General features: G+C 35.4%; 18 protein-coding genes. 7 read left to right on the top strand and 11 right to left on the bottom strand.

Features of this window, described 5'->3' with window-relative positions; translation table 11 throughout:
- The 7 genes from BFU36_RS01925 to BFU36_RS01895 form a co-directional block, all read right to left on the bottom strand.
- Positions 1-588, bottom strand: coding sequence for an aminodeoxychorismate/anthranilate synthase component II (locus tag BFU36_RS01925; protein ID WP_069281824.1), 588 nt, complete (start codon positions 586-588; stop codon positions 1-3).
- Positions 588-1,853 (bottom strand): anthranilate synthase component I, encoded by a 1,266-nt coding sequence (locus tag BFU36_RS01920; protein WP_069281822.1) that lies wholly within the window; start codon positions 1,851-1,853, stop codon positions 588-590. Before BFU36_RS01920 ends, BFU36_RS01925 begins: the two co-directional genes overlap by 1 nt.
- Positions 1,831-2,445, bottom strand: coding sequence for an N-(5'-phosphoribosyl)anthranilate isomerase (locus BFU36_RS01915; RefSeq protein ID WP_069281820.1), 615 nt, complete (start codon positions 2,443-2,445; stop codon positions 1,831-1,833). Before BFU36_RS01915 ends, BFU36_RS01920 begins: the two co-directional genes overlap by 23 nt.
- Entirely contained in the window at positions 2,435-3,478 is a 1,044-nt protein-coding gene (trpD, locus tag BFU36_RS01910; protein WP_069281818.1) for an anthranilate phosphoribosyltransferase, read from the bottom strand. The genes BFU36_RS01915 and trpD overlap by 11 nt, the downstream gene beginning before the upstream one ends.
- A complete protein-coding gene (gene trpA / locus BFU36_RS01905) occupies positions 3,468-4,193 on the bottom strand; it encodes a tryptophan synthase subunit alpha (protein WP_069284539.1) in 726 nt (241 codons plus the stop codon). The genes trpD and trpA overlap by 11 nt, the downstream gene beginning before the upstream one ends.
- Positions 4,194-4,200: 7 nt before the next feature.
- On the bottom strand, positions 4,201-5,481 hold the full coding sequence (locus BFU36_RS01900) for a TrpB-like pyridoxal phosphate-dependent enzyme (protein WP_069281816.1): 1,281 nt from the start codon (positions 5,479-5,481) through the stop codon (positions 4,201-4,203).
- Between the two features lie 198 nt (positions 5,482-5,679).
- On the bottom strand, positions 5,680-5,952 hold the full coding sequence (locus tag BFU36_RS01895; protein WP_069281814.1) for an acylphosphatase: 273 nt from the start codon (positions 5,950-5,952) through the stop codon (positions 5,680-5,682).
- Between the two features lie 96 nt (positions 5,953-6,048).
- Between BFU36_RS01895 and BFU36_RS01890 the strand changes: the two genes are divergently transcribed.
- The gene (locus tag BFU36_RS01890) at positions 6,049-7,128 is read left to right on the top strand and encodes an inositol-3-phosphate synthase (protein WP_069281812.1); all 1,080 of its coding nucleotides are present in this window, start codon (positions 6,049-6,051) and stop codon (positions 7,126-7,128) included.
- A 234-nt stretch (positions 7,129-7,362) separates the two neighbouring features.
- Here BFU36_RS01890 and ppsA read toward each other — a convergent pair whose 3' ends face one another.
- Together ppsA and cdvB1/B2 are read right to left on the bottom strand one after the other, a co-directional pair.
- On the bottom strand, positions 7,363-9,750 hold the full coding sequence (ppsA, locus tag BFU36_RS01885) for a pyruvate, water dikinase (RefSeq protein ID WP_143576819.1): 2,388 nt from the start codon (positions 9,748-9,750) through the stop codon (positions 7,363-7,365).
- An 86-nt stretch (positions 9,751-9,836) separates the two neighbouring features.
- Positions 9,837-10,502 (bottom strand): cell division protein CdvB1/B2, encoded by a 666-nt coding sequence (gene cdvB1/B2 / locus BFU36_RS01880; RefSeq protein WP_069281808.1) that lies wholly within the window; start codon positions 10,500-10,502, stop codon positions 9,837-9,839.
- A gap of 83 nt (positions 10,503-10,585) precedes the next feature.
- Here cdvB1/B2 and BFU36_RS01875 point away from each other — a divergent pair, with 83 nt between their 5' ends.
- Positions 10,586-10,867: a hypothetical protein gene (locus BFU36_RS01875; RefSeq protein ID WP_069281806.1), complete on the top strand. Its 282-nt coding sequence runs from the start codon at positions 10,586-10,588 to the stop codon at positions 10,865-10,867.
- Here BFU36_RS01875 and BFU36_RS01870 read toward each other — a convergent pair.
- Positions 10,842-12,287 (bottom strand): UbiD family decarboxylase, encoded by a 1,446-nt coding sequence (locus BFU36_RS01870; protein WP_069281805.1) that lies wholly within the window; start codon positions 12,285-12,287, stop codon positions 10,842-10,844. The genes BFU36_RS01875 and BFU36_RS01870 overlap by 26 nt on opposite strands.
- A 91-nt stretch (positions 12,288-12,378) precedes the next feature.
- On the opposite strand from BFU36_RS01870, the gene thrC reads away from it, so the two are divergent.
- From thrC to BFU36_RS01845, 5 genes are read left to right on the top strand one after another with little or no spacing between them, the layout of a single operon-like run.
- Complete coding sequence (gene thrC / locus BFU36_RS01865) at positions 12,379-13,569, top strand: threonine synthase (RefSeq protein ID WP_069281804.1); 1,191 nt, start codon at positions 12,379-12,381, stop codon at positions 13,567-13,569.
- Complete coding sequence (locus tag BFU36_RS01860; RefSeq protein WP_069281801.1) at positions 13,553-14,893, top strand: aspartate kinase; 1,341 nt, start codon at positions 13,553-13,555, stop codon at positions 14,891-14,893. Before thrC ends, BFU36_RS01860 begins: the two co-directional genes overlap by 17 nt.
- The gene (gene asd / locus BFU36_RS01855) at positions 14,886-15,938 is read left to right on the top strand and encodes an aspartate-semialdehyde dehydrogenase (protein ID WP_069281799.1); all 1,053 of its coding nucleotides are present in this window, start codon (positions 14,886-14,888) and stop codon (positions 15,936-15,938) included. Before BFU36_RS01860 ends, asd begins: the two co-directional genes overlap by 8 nt.
- The gene (locus tag BFU36_RS01850; protein ID WP_069281797.1) at positions 15,938-16,597 is read left to right on the top strand and encodes a PHP domain-containing protein; all 660 of its coding nucleotides are present in this window, start codon (positions 15,938-15,940) and stop codon (positions 16,595-16,597) included. The genes asd and BFU36_RS01850 overlap by 1 nt, the downstream gene beginning before the upstream one ends.
- Positions 16,560-17,786 (top strand): Nre family DNA repair protein, encoded by a 1,227-nt coding sequence (locus BFU36_RS01845; RefSeq protein ID WP_069281795.1) that lies wholly within the window; start codon positions 16,560-16,562, stop codon positions 17,784-17,786. The genes BFU36_RS01850 and BFU36_RS01845 overlap by 38 nt, the downstream gene beginning before the upstream one ends.
- Here BFU36_RS01845 and argF read toward each other — a convergent pair.
- On the bottom strand, positions 17,779-18,702 hold the full coding sequence (gene argF / locus BFU36_RS01840) for an ornithine carbamoyltransferase (RefSeq protein ID WP_069281791.1): 924 nt from the start codon (positions 18,700-18,702) through the stop codon (positions 17,779-17,781). The two genes, BFU36_RS01845 and argF, sit on opposite strands and share 8 nt — an antisense overlap.
- Positions 18,703-18,731 lie beyond the last annotated feature (29 nt).

Raw genomic sequence — 18,731 nt, 5'->3', positions numbered from 1 at the left:
TCATATTCTGTTTAGGAAATTATAAAATATCTTCTGACCTAGTTGTGTCCCTATGCTTTCTGGGTGAAATTGAACACCGAATATTGGATACTCTACGTGGTGTATAGCCATAATCTCACCGTCCTCTTTCGAGACAGCATCAATGACTAGAGGTGATTTGACATTATCAACTACAAGACTATGATATCTTGTAGCCTTAAACTCCTTAGGCAATCCAGAGTAAATTATTGGTATTTCATTGTTAACCAAGATAATATTACTAATTTTCCCATGAAATACTTTTTTAGCCCTCCTAATTACAGCACCGAAAGCATAACCTATAGACTGATGACCCAAACATATTCCTAGTATGGGAATCCTCTTTCCGAAGTATTTAATCACGTCCACACTTATACCTATGTCCTCCTTCTTTTCCGGCGTACCAGGACCGGGAGAGATAATTATCCTGTCCGGGCTGATCCTCTCTATACCCTTCAAGCTTATCTCATCGTTCCTAACTACTATTGGATAGCTTCCTAATTCTCCCACAGCTTGTGCTATGTTATACACAAAACTATCATAATTATCTATTATTAATGTTAAGTCCATTACTTAACACCTAGGGCTATTTTTAGTGCCATTAACTTATGTTCAGTCTCATAATATTCAGATTCTGGATTAGAGTCATAAACAATGCCGGCACCTGCATGAATTCTTAACAGATCTTTATTTATGAACGCTGTCCTTATAGTTATTGCAAACTCAGCATTTCCATCAGAGGAAATAAACCCTACAGCTCCAGCATAAGGTCCTCTTTTATATTCCTCTAAAGTTTCTATAATATTCATTGCCATAGGCTTAGGTGCACCACTTACTGTACCTGCAGGGAAAGTAGCTTGTATAACGTCTAAAACATTATTTCTCTTCTTTAACATTCCAATAACCCTAGAAACTATGTGTTGCACATGACTATATTTTTCAATAAACATGAGCTCCGGTACTTTGACAGTTCCAGGTACAGAAACTTTACCTAAATCATTCCTAGCTAAATCAACTAACATCAGATGCTCAGCCTTATCTTTTTCAGAGTTGAGTAACTCAAGTTCAAGTTTTAAATCCTCCTCTGGGTCATTGCCTCTTGGTCTAGTTCCAGCAATAGGATAGCTTTCCACAATATTATCTTGAATTCGGAATAGTAACTCTGGGCTAGATCCTATTAGATATCTATCCTTAAATTTAAGATAAAACATGTAAGGGGAAGGATTAATTTTCCTTAAATTATAATATATTTTAAGTGAGTCTCCTTTAAACAAATATCTATAAAATCTAGATAAAACTACTTGAAACGCATAACCAGCTCTTATGTACTCTAAGGTATCTGAAACTGATTTCATGAAATTATCTTTATTTAGAGATTCATCGTAAAAGCTTAGAGAGAAATTCTCTACATCTTCACAACCGCCTATGCTACTTATATCAGCGTTAACGTATACCTTACCATCGTTGTGGTCATAAATTATGATATTATTTGGGATAAAAAATTCCGCAGTAGGCCAATTTTCAGCATTAGGCTTAAGATCCTTTACCTTCTCCCAAAATCTTATCGCATCATAACTAATATAACCAATCATTCCGCCTTTAAATAAGCCTGGTATCTCAAGAATTTCCATATTTCTAATATAACTTTGAAGGACTTCCAATGGATCTCCATGAATTTCAATGTGACTTTTAGTATCCCATGCAATGATACTATATCTAGATTTATATTGTGGACCTACAATACTTTCCAGCAGAGAAGCTACTTCGTACTTTTTCTCAATACATTTAAATACATCAAACGGTGATGCAAAATCACTTATTGGATAGACTTCCACGCTTTACTACCTCTACTAACTTTTTCACTTTATCTAACGACTTCTTCCCGGGATAAATTTCTATGCTACTCGAAATATCAATCCACTTAGGATTAAAAGTGATAAACTGATATATATTATCCAAGTTTATTTTGCCACCTACACCTAAATATGGATATTCACTAAACAACTCTCTCACAACTTCCAAGTCTACACTAACACCTTTAATTAATGAGTCAATCAGTACGAGATCAGCAAAATCCACGACTTTCTTAAAGTAGCCCTTATATTCGCGAGATGCCGGCACATAAAAAATTATCCTTTTAGTGTCATATGATTTTAAAATTTCCAATTCTTTGTCATTCAATACTCTATGGATTTGCAAATAATCTACATTTTTAAGTTCCTTAAGTAAATCAATTATATTTCCATTTACTTTAACACTAACAATAGGCTTATTGATACGGCCTTTAATTATTGATAGTAGTTCAGTTTTAACAAATCTAGTACTGATAGGATCTGTTATGACACCTATATAATCCACGTCTAATTTGTCAAGTTCTAGAATATCTGAAATCGTAGCATTTCCACAAATTTTTAATTTAATTACCAATTACCTTCACCAACAAATTATTTAATTTATTCATATCACCATTTGCAGAAATCAATTCTTTTATTTTTTCTACAAATTTTTCTTTTAACAATTCTCCAGCATAATTATAACCTTCTTTAAAATCACTTACCTTTCCTAAGAGGAAGAGCCCAACTGAGGCATTAACTCTTATAAACTTCTCCACATACTCATCCTTTCCAATAGATGCCCTAAGCACTCTAATTGCTGAATCCTCTGCAGAGTTTACAATTAATTTATCAATAGGAACTTCATCTATACCAAAATCAGAGACATTTAACGTTAGTTTTTCAATTGAGGACTTTTTAATTATATACAAATAAGTTTTTCCTTGAAGAGTCACCTCGTCTATTCCGGGCTCTCCGTGGACTAATATAACCTTATTAAAGTCCATAACTGATATGCTCTCAGCTAATAGGTCAGCGTAACCCTTGGAAAAGACTCCCATTAGCTGATATTTTGCTCCAGCAGGATTAGTTAAGGGTCCTAATATATTAAATATCGTCCTTATGCCTAAGGTCCTTCTTACATTAGCAACATTCTTCATTGCTGGATGATATAGGGGAGCAAAGAGAAATACAAAATTGTACTTAGATATTAATTCCTTAGCCCTTTCTGGACCTATGGTTATGTTATAACCTAATGCCTCTAAAAAATCAGCACTACCGCTCTTACTACTAATTGCTTTATTCCCATGTTTAGCTACCGGGTTAACTAAACTAAGCAATATCGCTACAGCAGTACTAACGTTAACAGTTCCAAAACCATCTCCACCTGTACCCGCAGTATCAACCGCATTAGGTACATCAATTTTAATTGCCATTTCCCTCATAGCCTTAGCAAAACCTACAATTTCATCTGAACTCTCTCCCTTCATTCTCAACGCTACTAAAATTGCTGAAGTTAAAATTTCAGGGATTTGACTATTAATTATTTGTTTAGCTAAACTCTCTGCTTCTTCTACAGTTAAAGATTTTCTATCGACTAATTTCTTTAAAATTTCATTAATATTCATCTAACAATCCCCTAAACTTCTTAACTAACCTAATAGCGTTTTCCAAATTACCTTTCCCCATTTCTTCTATAAACAACGTACCTATCGCTATACCATCTGCTCCTGCTGACAAAGCTTCTTTGATATCATCATCGTTTGATAAACCAAAACCAACTACAAGTTTATTCTCTACCAGTTTCCTAACTCTAGTAATTAACTCGTTTAACGATACAGGAATAGGAATTCCTGTAGTAGGTCTAACGCCATAGTATAAAAATAAATCTGAAATCCTTGACACTTTGTTTATTAGTAAATCTGGAACAGAAGGAGAAGTAAATATTACGTTCTTTAATCCAATCGCTTTAATCTCCTTATCATATTTCTCAAAATCATCTATATAATCAATTAATAAATCTGGGAATAGAACACCGTTGATGCCATTTTCCCTTAACTTGTCTAAAAACGTTTTAAGTTCATTAATCCAATCCTCTAAATAAGTTAAGGCAACAATAGGTATACTTAAACTATCCCTTACTTGTCTCATTAACCTCCAAATATCCTTAATTTGAGTCTTAACTCTATCATAGCTTTTCCTTATAACTGGGCCGTCATACTTAGCATACTTTGGGGGTATACCTAATTCCAAAACGTCAGCACCAGCACTCTCTAAACTAGTTATAAACTTTAGGAAATTTTCCACATCGGGGTAACCTAGGGTCATATAAACTACTAGCATCTTTTCCCTATTTCCCACTATTTCCCCACCTCTTCATCATTGACTCGTAGTTAGATAAGTCAAGTAAACCATGTCCGCTTAAATTGAACACTATTACTTTCTTTTCATTATTCTTCTTAGCCTCATTTGCCTCATCTATTACTGCTTTTATCGCATGAGCAGATTCTGGAGCTGGCACAATACCTTGGGTTTGCATAAATATTTTAGCTGCTTCAAATATCTCTCTCTCACTATATTCTCTCCATTCAACTATACCTTCTTTCATTAACAGACTTAATGTAGGGGCTACACCATGATATCTGAGTCCTCCTGCATAAATTGGGGGAGGAACATATTCATTACCAAGAGTTATCATTTTAACTAATGGTAATAATCCAGCAGAGTCTGGGTAATCATATTTATATTCTCCTCTACTAAACTTGGGTACTTCAGCTGAACTCACCGCAATGTACCTCTTGCCTTTCTTATTCCCTATAAAGGGATAAACAAATCCTCCAAAATTACTCCCTCCCCCTACACATCCAATCAGAATATCAGCTTCCTCACCTAATGATTCTAATTGGGTAATTGTCTCTAGCCCGATTACGCTTTGATGTAACAAAACGACGTCTAGCACACTTCCTACCAAATATCTATGCTGATTTTTAAGAGCATATTCTATTGCCTCACTCATAGCAATTCCTAAAGAGCCTGGATGATTAGGGTTCTTTTCTAATATTTTTCTGCCATATTCGGTTATATTCGTAGGGCTCGCATAAACATTAGCACCATATAGTTGCATTATACTTCTTCTCATCGGTTTTTGTTCATAGCTAACCTTTACCATAAATATAGAACTTTTCATATTATACATCCTAGCAGCTAAAGCTACTGCAGTTCCCCATTGTCCTGCTCCAGTTTCAGTAACGACGTGTTCTATTCCTTCATTTTTAGCAAAATAAGCTTGGGGTATTGCTGTGTTAATTTTATGAGAACCTGTTGGAGTTGCGCCCTCGTACTTAAAGTATATTCTTGCCGGGGTCTGTAAGAAATTCTCTAAACCTCTAGCCCTCATTAGAGGAGTAGGTCTGCCTATTAATAGATATTTTTCCTTAACCTCCTCCGGGATCTTAACGTATTTCTCTATAGTAAATTGTTGCCTTAATACTTCATGAGGTAATATACTACGTAATAGATCTATCCTAGAAAATTCAGCATCTTGTGGATCTCTAGGTGGAGGTAAGGGTCTAGGCAAATCTGGTATTATGTTATACCAGTACTTAGGTATAATTTCCTCTTCCTTTACCATTGGAACATCAAAAACACCTAGGCTAATAAACTTAACTTAACACTTAAAAAGATTTCTCCTCTTTATCATTAATTAATACTTCTTTAACAAACACGTTACTTTATATATGTTCCTAATACACTGATTGGAGATAAAAGGAATATTCGTCATAATACTAATAAATAAACCAATTTCCTTTTTTAATGAAAAAATCTCCTATTAGTATGTTTCGAAATCGTGAAATTCACCCTTATATTCCTCAAATAAATACTCTACATTACTGACTTCTGCTAATGGTGGGCCCTTCTTAACATATTCTATAAGCTTCTTTAATGCCTCTTCGTGACCTTCTGCTACAACCTCTACTGTACCGTCATCTAAATTTCTAGCATATCCTTTAATTCCTAACCTATGAGCGTGAATTTGGACGAATCTTCTAAACCCTACTCCTTGAACATAACCATATACGCGTATGTGCACGCGTTTCAACATATTAATCCTACCTCAGAGTCGCTCCACGTCCTCATTGCTCAGACTAATCCCTTTCATCACAACATATATTTATTTGGCTATTTAACTTTAAAGTTGATGATAAGAGTAGCTATTGCAGGCTTAGGCAATTGCGCATCTATGTTAATTCAAGGAATCGAATATTATAAATTAAGGGGAGAAGAATACTACGAAGGGCTAATTACACCTAAGATCGGTAATTATAGAGTTACGGATATTGAAGTTGTTGCAGCATTTGACGTATCTAAAAACAAAATAGGTAAAGATCTTTCTGAAGCTGTTTTTCAACCTCCCAATATAGTACCTAAAATAGTAGATATGAAGAAAACGGGAGTAAAAGTTTCTCCTGGACCAGTACTAGATGGTGTAGCTAGTCATATGATCAGTGTATTTAACCCCTCTTATAGTGGCAGTGTTGAAGGAGTTGTGGAAGAGTTAAAGAATAGTAGGGCTGAGATTCTAGTAAACTTATTGCCAGTGGGTAGTGAAAACGCGACTAAGACTTATGCTAATATAGCTTTAATGGCTAATACTGCATTTATTAATGCTATCCCAGTCTTTATAGCTAGTGATCCATCCGGCGAATTCCCTAAACGTTTTACTGAGAAAAACCTACCTTTAGCTGGGGATGATATTAAGAGCCAATTAGGTGCAACAATATTTCACAGAGCAATTACCTCTCTCTTTAGACTGAGAGGGGTAAAGGTAGAAGAGACTTACCAACTTAACGTAGGAGGAAATAGTGACTTTCTTAACATGAAAACTGAGGAAAGGTTAATCTCTAAGAGAATAAGTAAAACTGAAGCAGTAACTAGCACATTAGATTATGGTTATGAAATGAAGAGTGAGGGAAAAATTAGGATAGGACCTAGTGATTATATACCATTTTTAGGGAATACTAAGGTTGCTTACATTTATGTTAAAGGGAGCGGATTTGCCGGAATGCCAATAAAAGTTGAGGCATCATTAGAAGTTGATGATAAGGCTAACTGTGCTGCCGTATTAATTGATGTAATAAGAGCAGTAAAGGTAGCACTGGATAGAAAAATAGGTGGGCCTCTTGAAAAAGTCTCAGCATTTTACTTTAAACATCCGCCAATTCAGGCTAAGGATGACGATGAAGCCTATAGATGGCTTAAAGAGTTTCTTGAAATGTGAAATCTGCGAAGAAGATATAGCCTTTTTTACTTGTAGGTTATGCAGTAGACAAGTATGTCATGCGGATTACGTTAATGGAATATGTAAAGTCTGTGAAATGAGTTTATGCAAAGTTTGTAACAAAAATTTAGCTATTGGGTCTTGTGAAATCTGTGGGGAGATAATCTGTGAAGAGTGTACTGCCTATTTTGATGGGGCGAGAAGAATATGCAAAAAATGTTATGTAAAATGAAGTCATTTTTTACTTTTGCCTTTGTTATTTAACTTCTCGAGAATTAATTTCTGTTCTATTGAAGCTACTTGACGCCTTACATTAATTACTGCATCTGGGTTTACACTTATGCTATCTATTCCAGCCTTAACTAAGTATTCTACTACCTCTGGATAAACACTTGGAGCTTGGCCACATATAGAAACTGTCTTACCATATTTATGAGCAACTTTAATCAATCTTTTAATGGACTGCATGACTGCAGGATCTCTCTCGTCATAATATCCCATTCTAGCAAGAAGCTCTGAGTCTCTATCTACGCCAAGAGTTAATTGTGCTAAATCATTACTCCCTACACTAAAGCCATCTACTATTTTAGAAAACTCATCAGCTAAAACCACTACTGATGGAACCTCAGCCATAATCCAAACCTTGAAATCTGAAGACCTCCTTAATCCTTCATCTTCCATAATTCTAATAGCTTTCTCCAACTCCCAAGTAGTTCTCACAAAAGGAAACATAACCCAGACGTTTTTGAGACCCATTTCTTCTCTAGCCTTACGTATAGCCCTAACTTCTAATCTAAACGCTGGTTCATACTCTTTACTTACATATCTAGAAACTCCTCTCCAGCCTATCATCGGATTTCTTTCATCTGGCTCAAACTCTTCACCACCAATAAGTCTCTTATATTCATTAGTTTTAAAATCTGAAAATCTGACAACAACTGGTCTAGGATAAATTGCACTAGCTACCTTAGCTATTCCCTCCGCTAATTTATCTATGAATAAAGCCGCATTACCTATTTTAATCAAATGTAATGGATGGTATCTTACCCATTCACTCACTATAAACTCGATTCTCATTAACCCTATTCCGTCAAAGGGAAGATCTAAGTACTTGTCAATTACGTCTGGCTCCCCTAAATTCATATATATCTTTGTAGCTGTAACCGGATAGAGGCTAAGTAAAACTTCCCTACTTAAACCTTGAGACACTGATGGCTTCTTCTCCTCTTCACTAACCTCCTCTGATGGTAATACCTTACCTTCATATACTATACCCCTTATAGCATCAACCGTGATCATCTGCTCATCTTTTATTAATTTTGTACCATCTCTACTGCCTACTATTGCAGGTATCCCTAATTCCCTAGATACTATCGCAGCATGGCTCGTCATCCCTCCTTCATCAGTTATTATTGCCCCGGCAATCTTCATGAGTGGAACCCAATCAGGATCAGTCATTTTAGTTACTAAGATCTCTCCTTTCTGAAATTCCTTTACCTTGGGATCCTTAATATCTAATATTACCTTAGCTTTTCCATAAGCTATACCAGGCGAGGCTGGCAAACCTCTTATTAAAACCTTAGCAGGTCCCTTGATTTCTTCCTCCTTAACCTCTTTTTTACTAGCTTTATTCTTGCTGGACCAGAATGTTTCCGGTCTAGCTTGAACTATGAATACGTTATCGGGAAACTTTAAGTCAGCATCAATAGCCCATTCGATGTCCATTGGTTTGCCATAATGCTCTTCTATTCTCAGACCCAACTTGGCTAACTCTATCGCCTCCTCATCAGATATGCTCATTGAATTAGCTTCATTATCGTTTAGTTCAACTTCTATGTTCCTTTTACTTTTAATATCATAAACTATCTTAATTTTCTTGTTTGATACTTTTCTTTCAATTATCTTCAGATCAGATTTTCTTATTACAAACTCGTCCGGAGTAACCTTACCACCAACTACCGTCTCTCCTAAGCCCCAATTAGACTCAATTACGATATGGTTATCATCGCCAGTTATTGGATGTATTGTAAACATTACTCCAGCTGACCTAGAATTAACCATCTTTTGTACCACAACTGCAATGAGTACTGATGCTTGATCTATTCCCTTACTTTTCCTATACTCTATAGCTCTCGCATTATATAAACTAGCCCATACTAATTTAACCTTGTCCAATAGCTCCTCTTTGCTGACATTTAAATAAGTGTCTTGCTGCCCTGCAAAACTAGCCTCTTCAATGTCCTCAGCAGTAGCAGACGATCTAACTGCAACTAAAATTTCTTTACCTACTACTTTACATAACTCTTCATAAGCTCTCATAATCATGGAAGACAAATTGTCTGGTATTTTAGCACTTATTATTAGGTTTTTAATTTTTTTACTCGCATCTTCTGAAGTAATTAAAGAATTAGAAAGAATTTCTTTGATCTGATCAACAAGTTTATTATATTCTAAAAAATATTTAAAAGCTTTAGAACTAATAACAAAAGCCGGGGGTACTCTAATCCCAGAACTCATTAATTCCCCTAAATTAGCCCCTTTCCCCCCAGCTAAATCAACCATGTCCTTTCTTACCTTATTAATATCGAGAATAAGGTCTTCTTCACTTAAAGCTTCAACCAAAACAATTCCCCATAAAACATTCTCCTCGAACCTTAAAAAACTATTTTTATAGTATAAGCCTTTTTAAAAAATCTATTTATCAATTATTATTTCTGTTCCGTACCGGCAGTCTTCTGAGTGGATGTTACGAAACTTGGTAACTCTGGGAACTTCTCTTTCATCCTTTGTTCTGCTACTACTGAAGCCTCCTCTAATATCTTTCTAGCCTCAGGACTTGAGGCTGCATAATTGACTGGAGCACCGGTGAAGTCTCCTGCTTCAATTACGACCTCTTGTAATCCCTCTTCTAACTCAGCTAGCTCTAAACTTATCTCTGGCATAACTCCCCTCATAGCATTTCTCAATTCTCTTATCACTCCCAATACCGGAATTAAGCTATTGAATACATCACCTAATTCAGTTATAGTCTCTAACCTTAATTGGACTTGCTCTAGTGCTATTTGCGTAGTTATTAGCTGTTTGGATATCTTCCTAATCTCAGCTATCTCATTAGCGTACATTGCAGCTCTGGCTGTATCCTTAGACATTTGAGCTTCTACGACTTTTTCAAATAACATCCTATCTCTTTCTTGTAATCTAGATATGTAAACGTCAAGACGACTTACCATAGTCCTTAGCCTATAGTTTGCCATCACTAACCTGTACCTTAAAGGCTGCTGAGGCTTGAATGCGTTCTTTATCCTCTCCCCTATGCTTGGCTCTTGTTTTCCACCCCAGTTTTTAACGAAATCTTCTACTTTACTCGAGGCCATACGTGATCTCTATTATAATTAGTTAGATCAGCATGCTTTTAAGTAAGGTAACACATAATACCCTAAGTTTAGAATAATATATTATGAACCCTTTTACGGTAAAGCTAAGTGGAAAAAGCCTTAAAATAACTAACAATTTGGATTTTCCTGTAAAAGTTTTGGAGATTATTCTAAAATATAGGGTAACTGTAAATATGATAGATGATAAACTAGGACTTAAAACTATAACTGAAAATATAAAAATAGATAAAGAACTAAAGAGCAAGGAATTTTTTGAAATACAAGTTAAATTTGAGGATATAAGTGAAGTAAGTATAGTATATAAGGATGATGTCACATTTAGGAGGATTGATATAACTTTATGAAATTGTTTAAGATTTGCTCAGCCTTTTTAGCTACATTTTCATCTGACTTTAACTCCTCAGGCCATTCCTTACCCATCTCTTCCTTGAATTTACGAGTAGCGTCTATACCTAGTTTACTACCTAGAGGAGGGTATGGTACACTAGGATCTAACGAATCTGTTAACACATTATCAACTAACATAATATCACGTTTTGGGTCTACATTAGCTGATATTGCGTATAATACTTGATTAATGTCATGAACATTAACGTCACTATCTACGATTACTATGATTTTTAATAAACTCAGTTGGCCTATTCCCCAGAGTGCCATCATGGCCCTCTTTGCTTGTCCCGGGTAATATTTCCTTATAGAGAATATACCTATTCCAGTAAATAATCCGTACTCTGGCAAATTCATATCAACTAGTTCCGGAACGATCATTTTAGCAAAAGGTAAGAAAATCCTTTCTACTGCCTTCCCTATCCACGCATCCTCTAGTGGAGGTTTTCCTACTGAGGTTACATGAAAGATAGGATTGTCTCTGATATATACCTTTTCCAATTTAAATTTAGGATAGTAATCCGGAGGTGTATAATATCCCATATGATCTCCAAAAGGTCCTTCAAGCCTAAGGTCTTCAAGATCGGCATAACCTACTAAAACTACTTCAGAATAACTAGGCACTAAAAGTTGGTTGTCTACCTCAGTCACATCAACACCTTCACCCCTAAGAATGCCAGCAAACATATATTTGTCTAAACCCGGCGGAACCGGAGAAGCTGCGGTAAATGCTACTACTGGATCTACTCCAGTAACTATCGCAACTGGTACTTTAGATATTCCTTTTTCTAAATATCTCTTAGCTGTTATTGATCCCCTCTTAAAGGCTTGCCAATGAATTATAGCTTCATTTTCATTTAGTATTTGAATTCTATATACACTTAAGTTATGTATATCCTTTTCTGGATCCTTAGTTATCGTAATTGAAAACGTTAGATACCTTCCAGCATCTTTAGGCCAAGTTTTAATCGCAGGGATCTTTAGTAAATTTAAGCTACTATCCTCTTTAAAAGCCGGCGATTTAGCTTTGGGCATAATTTTTCCTAATCCAAGAACGTCTTTCAGAGACTTTATCTTATCTAAAAAAGTGACAGGGATATTAGAAAAGTTTGACAAAAAGTTTTCTGAAATTAATTCCAAATTCTTAGTATTAAAGATTTCATAGAAACTTTCAATTGAATAAAATATATTAGAAATTACCTTCCAATTCTCATAACCCTTTATCTTTTTGAAGAGAAGAGGAGGCAAATGTTTATATGTTGCTTGTCTTGTAATTTCTGCTATTTCCAAATCTACACTTACTTCATCATTAATTTCAATTAATTTATTTCTTTTTTTCATAAATTCTATATACTCTCTTAAATCCCTAAAAGGCATATATAATTATGTTTCAACAAAGCTTATATTTTGTAAAATAAACCTCTTTAACAGCTGGTGAATCGTTGTTGGAAACAGATTAAGCGGTATTATGAAGTGTTTAAATTGTGGATATGAGAGTGAGATAGACCAAAATCAAATACTATGCCCCAAATGTGGTGGATTACTAGAAATAATAGTAGAGCCACCAAGAGACTTTTCATTTAAGAATCTGCAAGGTAAGGGAGTTTGGAGGTATAAAGATCTAATACCGGGAGAATATAAGACTTTAGTGAGCATAAATGAGGGTGGAACTCCATTAATACAATCAACTAACATAAATCGCAATTTATACTTTAAATTTGAAGGATTAAACCCAACAGGTAGCTTTAAAGACAGAGGAATGACAGTAGCGGTGAGCTCTGCAGTAAGTTTAAACTATAGAACTGTAATAGCAGCGTCTACTGGAAATACTGCAGCCTCAGCAGCAGCCTATGCATCAAGGGCAGGAATAAAGAGTTTTATAGTTTTGCCAAAGGGTAAGGTAGCCATAGGTAAGCTAGCCCAATCAATATTATATGGTGCTATAATACTAGAAGTTGATGGGAGTTTTGACGTAGCTATGGAAGCTGTAATGAGACTGTATAGAGATTTAAGAATAGTATATCCCTTGAACTCCTTTAATCCGTGGAGGCTTGAAGGACAAAAAACAATAGCTTTTGAAATCGTGGAGGAAATAGGAGTACCGGAAAACGTCATAGTTCCTGTTGGCAACGCTGGAAATATTTACGCAATTTGGAAGGGATTTAATGAATTGTTAAAAACTGGTGAAATTGATAAGGTGCCTAGAATGATTGGAGTTCAAGCTGAAGGAGCATCACCCATAGCTAGTGCCATAATTAAAGGCAAAGATGAGCCAGAATTCACGGATAATCCAGACACATTAGCTACTGCTATAAGAATAGGTAAGCCAGTAAATTGGAAGAAGGCTTTTAAGGCGATAAAAAGTTCTAATGGAAGTGCGATCATAGTGTCTGACTCTGAGATTTTAGAGTCACAAAAAGATCTAGCTAGAAAGGAAGGAATAGGAGCCGAGCCTGCTTCATCAGCTGCATTAGCAGGCTATTATAAAGCCTTAAATGAGGGTATAGTGAATAAAGATGAGAAAACTGTTTTAATTTTAACCGGTCATTCACTTAAAGATCCGGATAGTATGGCTAAGGCACCTAGTAAGAGGATCCTTGTTAATCCGTACTACATAGAAAAAATTATCACTGGTGAAATAAATGGATTTAATAGTTAAAATAGGAGGTTCAATTCAAAAAGATGAAAATGATTATAAATTAATAGTAGATAAAATAAGGGAACTACATAAGAAGTATAATAGAATAGTAGTTGTGACATCAGCGATAAAAAATGTAACGAATGAATTATTGAATATTACAGTAAACACTGAGATTTCTGGAGATATTGTAACTGAAATCTATGAAAGGCATGTAAAATTACTATCCAAATTTACGGATGGTAAAGAATTCGAGAACGCATTTAAAGGTTTATCAAAATTAAGTGACGAATTATTTAGAATAGCCTGGTCTATAAGAGTATTGGACGAAGTAACTCCTAGAGTAAGAGACTATGTCTTGTCGTTTGGAGAGAGAATGGCTACGATATTACTCTCTTCTATATTAAGAAGCAATGGGATAGAGGCTGAAGGTATACCCTATCCAATTCTAATAACTGATAGTAACTACGGAGAGGCGAACGTAATAGAAGATCTATCTAGGAAAGAGACATTAAATGTGATAAGTAACGTGAAATCAAATGTTATCGTGATCCCAGGATTTATAGGCAAAACTATTGATGGAAGGTATACAACATTAGGTAGAGGTGGAAGTGACTATACGGCAACCCTGTTTGGTAAATTACTAGGTATGAATGAAGTTAGGCTGATAACTGAGGTACCGGGTATAATGACCGGAGATCCTAAAAAATTCCCTAATGCGAAAACAATTCCTAGATTATCGTTAGAAGAAGCTATAGAACTATCACAATTGGGAGCTAAGAGGCTACATCCTAGAACTTTTGACCCATTGTTTGACACTAGCATAAAAGTTTTCGTAGAATCTTTATATGAAGACGGATTTACGATAATTGACGGAAAATGTGACAGCAATGATGGACTAAAAGGGATTTCGTTATTAGATAATTTAAAGTTAATAACTGTTGAGAGCACTAAAATTGTAGGTAAAATCGGTTCAGCTGCTAAGATAACTACTGAGGCAAAGGAAACTGGAGTCAATATAATATCTATTTCTCAACCCGCAAGTGAAACGACAATTCAGTTAGCAGTAGACTCAACATCAGCCAGTAGATTATTAAATAGGTTAGAGGAATTAAAGGGTTCACTAGTAAAGAACGTCGAAGTTAAAGACATTGATGTAGTAGGAATAATAGGGTGTGGAATAAGAAAGAAGGAGATTTCGACTAAAGTATTATCCATAGCAGCTAAATACGATCCCTTGTCAATTTCAAGAGGTATATCTAATGTTAGTTTAACCTTTATAGTTAATAAGGGAGAAGGAGATAGATTATCAAAGGAGTTACATGAGGTGATAGTAAGTGGTTGACAAAATACGAGTTTCATTATTAGGCTCCACCGGAATGGTAGGACAAAAAATGGTAAGAATGTTAGCAAATCACCCCTACATTGAGTTGGTAAAAGTTAGTGCATCACCATCTAAAATTGGTAAGAAGTATAGAGAAGCGGTGAAGTGGATAGAGCCTGACGAAATACCGGAAAAAGTAGCTGACTTGCCTATGGTATCCACTGATATTGAAGATCATAAGGACGTTGATGTAGTACTCTCAGCATTACCTAATGAGCTTGCTGAGGATGTTGAATTAAAACTAGTTAAAGAAGGCAAAATTGTAGTTTCTAATGCTTCTCCGTTCAGAATGGACCCCGATGTACCATTAATAAATCCTGAAATCAACTGGGATCACTTAGAATTGCTTAAAAGGCAAAAACTAAATAAAAATTGGAAAGGATTATTAATTAAGAACCCGAATTGTACGGCAGCTATTCTTTCAATGCCTTTGAAACCACTAGAGAGATTAGTTAAAGCTAAAGGTATTTATGTAACCACTCTACAAGCTGTAAGTGGAGCTGGATACAGTGGCTTACCGTTCATGGCAATTGAAGGAAACGTTATACCGTGGATAAAAGGAGAAGAAGATAAGATACCGAGAGAAATCAACAAGATGCTAGGTAAACTAATCAATAATAGCATCAGCCAAGCTGGCCTACAGATTTATGCTACTACCACAAGGGTTCCAGTAAAAATAGGGCATATGGGCGTAATAAATATAGTAACTGAAGGGAAGGTAAATGAGGAAGAAATTAAGAAGAGCTTAAGAGAATTCAGATCCCTACCTCAAGAGAAGAACCTGCCTACAGCACCTAAAGTTCCAATAATGGTTCTAGATGAAGAAGATAGGCCACAGCCAATGAGAGATTTACAGTATTATAATGGTATGTCAGTAGCTGTAGGTAGAGTAAGAGCAGAGGAAGGATTATTACGCTTAATTGTCTTAGGAGACAATCTCGTAAGAGGGGCTGCTGGAATCACGATCTTAACTTTAGAGGTAATGAAAGAATTAGGTTATGTATAATGTTTTTTGATTTTCATGTACATTCTTTTTATAGTGATGGAAAGAGTTCTCCTAAGGATCTAATAAGATATGCTAAAAAATTGAACATTTATATCGCTCTCACTGACCATGATACTTCACGAGGTTTGGAAAGTGTGAAAGAAGAGAAGGTAATACCAGGACAAGAGGTTACTACACAATATGGACATGTAGTGATACTATGTAGTTTCATACCCTCCCCACCCAGTGTAATAACAGAGTTATTAGAATATGCTAGGGAAAACTCTTGTGTAGTTTTCCCATCTCATCCATTTGATATATTCAGAAAAGGTATAGGAGAAAACGTATATAGATATAGATTTAATCTAATAGAAGTATATAATTCAAAGGCACCTAGTTTCGCTAATAATAAGGCAAAAGAAGTATCAGAACAATTAGGATTACCGGGTTTAGCAAATAGTGATGCACATGTAATGAGAGCAATAGGTTCAGCATATAATGAACTCTATGATATAACAGAATTTAATACGGATGAAATTCTGGATAACCTACTGAAAGGTAAAATTAGAAATATTATTAGAGGATTATCATTTAGAGCTAAATTATCTATTGCAGAATGGTATATTCAGAGGAAGTTAGGATTTGCGCGCAATACCGGCGGAATTATGCGTGAAATGTAAAGGCCACAAATATCTTTGTGGCTTACCATATTGCCCGTTAATGGAACGATTTAGAAGTATAGTTAATAGTTTACAAAAAGTAAAAATCAATCAAGAGTCCAAGCTAGTTGATGGGTCTACTCCGCCTAGTGCAATAGTAGGAGAAAGGGGATATCCTAAGGTTACACTTATTCTAAATCTGCCTCCTTCTATACATGGGGAAGAAGCTAGAAATTATGAAAATCCGTTAAATTGGTGGGGTAAGGTGAGTTTAGGAGAGATAATAAAACTTAGGTCCTCTCTCATATCTGCTATGCTTAAAACTGACGCTAGCAAAGCATTAGACCTATACAACACTGAAATACCACTCACAGTAATATCTGAAAACCCAGTAGACTCTGAAGCTAAGTTAAAAAAACTGGAAGCTAAGTTAAAATTTGATGGCAGAGTTCTTCCAAGGGGTCCAGGTGGACCCGCTGAAGAGTTTAAAGTAACTGATAATCCCAAAATTCCAGCTAAATTGGACAAATTAATCTTTGATGATGTAAAAGCTCAAGAGGCTATTTATGAATTATATAAACATAACATAGATTATTATAAAATAATTAACGCATTGTCCTTTGGTCTCCTCGGACAAAGAAAAAGGAGAAAATTGGTTCCAACGAGATGGGCTATAACTGCAGTTGATAGTATGATAGGGAAGGAGTTACAAGAAAAAATTAGTGAATATAATGAATTAAACCAAGTAGAAGTATATTATTCTTCGTATTTAGGGAACTACTTTCATATCATCTTGTACCCATCGAAATATACGTCTACATGGATCGAAATTTGGCATCCATTAAGTCTTTGGTCTACTGAATTATTGGTGTCTGAACTATCTGAAAATTATTGGGGAGAGTATGATTATATGGATGGAGGATATTTAGCTGCTAGATTAGGTGTGTTAGAGTATTTAGAGAAAATTAAGAGGCAAGCTGGGATAATAATTATTAGGGAGATAACTAGCGAGTATTATGCACCAGTAGGAAATTGGCACATAAGGGAAACAGTTAGAAGAGCTATGGAAAATAGATTGGGAAAATTTGAAAGTACATTAGAAGCTATACTTTTCGTAAACAATAGGCTTAAAGCTAAAATTGATTTACTTGAGTTAAATAGTATTAGGAAGATCTTAAAACAAAGAAAAATTGACGAGTTCTTTAAATAAATAGGGAAAATACTGACATGGCAGTATATAATCTATTCTCAGCTTGATCCCAGACTACACTCCTTGGGCCATCTATTACATCTTGATCTACTTCCTCGCCCCTATTGGCCGGTAAGCAATGCATAAATATTGAGTCCCTAGCAGTGTATTTCATTAAGTCTGAAGTAACCTTGTAGTTGCCTAATAATTTCTTCTTTCTTTCAGCTATTTCCTCTTGACCCATGCTGACCCAAACGTCAGTATAAACTACGTGTGCACCTCTTACTGCTTCATAAGGATCTTCATGAAATTCAATTATAGCACCAGTTATCTCACTTATCTCCTCTATCAATTTATAATAGTCTTCTCTAGGTCTTAACTCCTTAGGGCTTGCCACATGTAACTCTAACCCAAGTTTAGCTACTGCTGACATTAAACTTAATAATACATTATCTCCGCCATCACCTACAAAAGCTATCTTAACGTAGCCTTTACCGAATTTCTCCCTTATAGTCATAATATCAGCTAATGCTTGCAAAGGATGAGATAAATCACTCAATAAATTGAATATTGGTACTTTAGAAAACTCTTTAAGCTTTATTAGAGTTTCATGTTTTAAAACCCTAGCACCTATCCCATTAACCATCTTGCCTAAAACCCTAGCAGTATCTTCTACTGGTTCCCCTCTAGATAGTTGTATATCCTGCTTATTGAGAACTATTGGTATACCACCTAGCATCGATATTGCTAATTCGCTGCTGACCCTAGTCCTAGTACTGGGTTTTTCAAAGAGTAACGCAACTTTCTTCCCCTCTAAAGACTTAGGTACACTACTCGAGTAAACGAAGTTTTTCATCATAAAAGAGACATCTAACATCTTCTCTATCTCATGAGCTTCGAAATCCAATAGGCATAACAAACTTCTACCTTTGAACATAATTTAATACTACCTTTACCAATATTTAA

This window comes from Sulfolobus sp. A20 (genome assembly GCF_001719125.1).
Lineage (GTDB): Archaea > Thermoproteota > Thermoprotei_A > Sulfolobales > Sulfolobaceae > Saccharolobus.
Note: the sequence above shows the minus strand (reverse complement) of the source record. Positions and strands in the feature narration are given on the sequence as shown.

What these genes read in the sequence shown, in the direction of transcription:
- BFU36_RS01925 (WP_069281824.1), bottom strand. Translation starts at nt 588, where the DNA reads ATGGACTTAACATTAATAATAGATAATTATGATAGTTTTGTGTATAAC.
- trpD (WP_069281818.1), bottom strand. Translation starts at nt 3,478, where the DNA reads ATGAATATTAATGAAATTTTAAAGAAATTAGTCGATAGAAAATCTTTA.
- trpA (WP_069284539.1), bottom strand. Translation starts at nt 4,193, where the DNA reads ATGCTAGTAGTTTATATGACCCTAGGTTACCCCGATGTGGAAAATTTC.
- BFU36_RS01900 (WP_069281816.1), bottom strand. Translation starts at nt 5,481, where the DNA reads ATGGTAAAGGAAGAGGAAATTATACCTAAGTACTGGTATAACATAATA.
- BFU36_RS01895 (WP_069281814.1), bottom strand. Translation starts at nt 5,952, where the DNA reads ATGTTGAAACGCGTGCACATACGCGTATATGGTTATGTTCAAGGAGTA.
- BFU36_RS01890 (WP_069281812.1), top strand. Translation starts at nt 6,049, where the DNA reads ATGATAAGAGTAGCTATTGCAGGCTTAGGCAATTGCGCATCTATGTTA.
- cdvB1/B2 (WP_069281808.1), bottom strand. Translation starts at nt 10,502, where the DNA reads ATGGCCTCGAGTAAAGTAGAAGATTTCGTTAAAAACTGGGGTGGAAAA.
- BFU36_RS01875 (WP_069281806.1), top strand. Translation starts at nt 10,586, where the DNA reads ATGAACCCTTTTACGGTAAAGCTAAGTGGAAAAAGCCTTAAAATAACT.
- BFU36_RS01870 (WP_069281805.1), bottom strand. Translation starts at nt 12,287, where the DNA reads ATGCCTTTTAGGGATTTAAGAGAGTATATAGAATTTATGAAAAAAAGA.
- thrC (WP_069281804.1), top strand. Translation starts at nt 12,379, where the DNA reads ATGAAGTGTTTAAATTGTGGATATGAGAGTGAGATAGACCAAAATCAA.
- BFU36_RS01860 (WP_069281801.1), top strand. Translation starts at nt 13,553, where the DNA reads ATGGATTTAATAGTTAAAATAGGAGGTTCAATTCAAAAAGATGAAAAT.
- BFU36_RS01850 (WP_069281797.1), top strand. Translation starts at nt 15,938, where the DNA reads ATGTTTTTTGATTTTCATGTACATTCTTTTTATAGTGATGGAAAGAGT.
- argF (WP_069281791.1), bottom strand. Translation starts at nt 18,702, where the DNA reads ATGTTCAAAGGTAGAAGTTTGTTATGCCTATTGGATTTCGAAGCTCAT.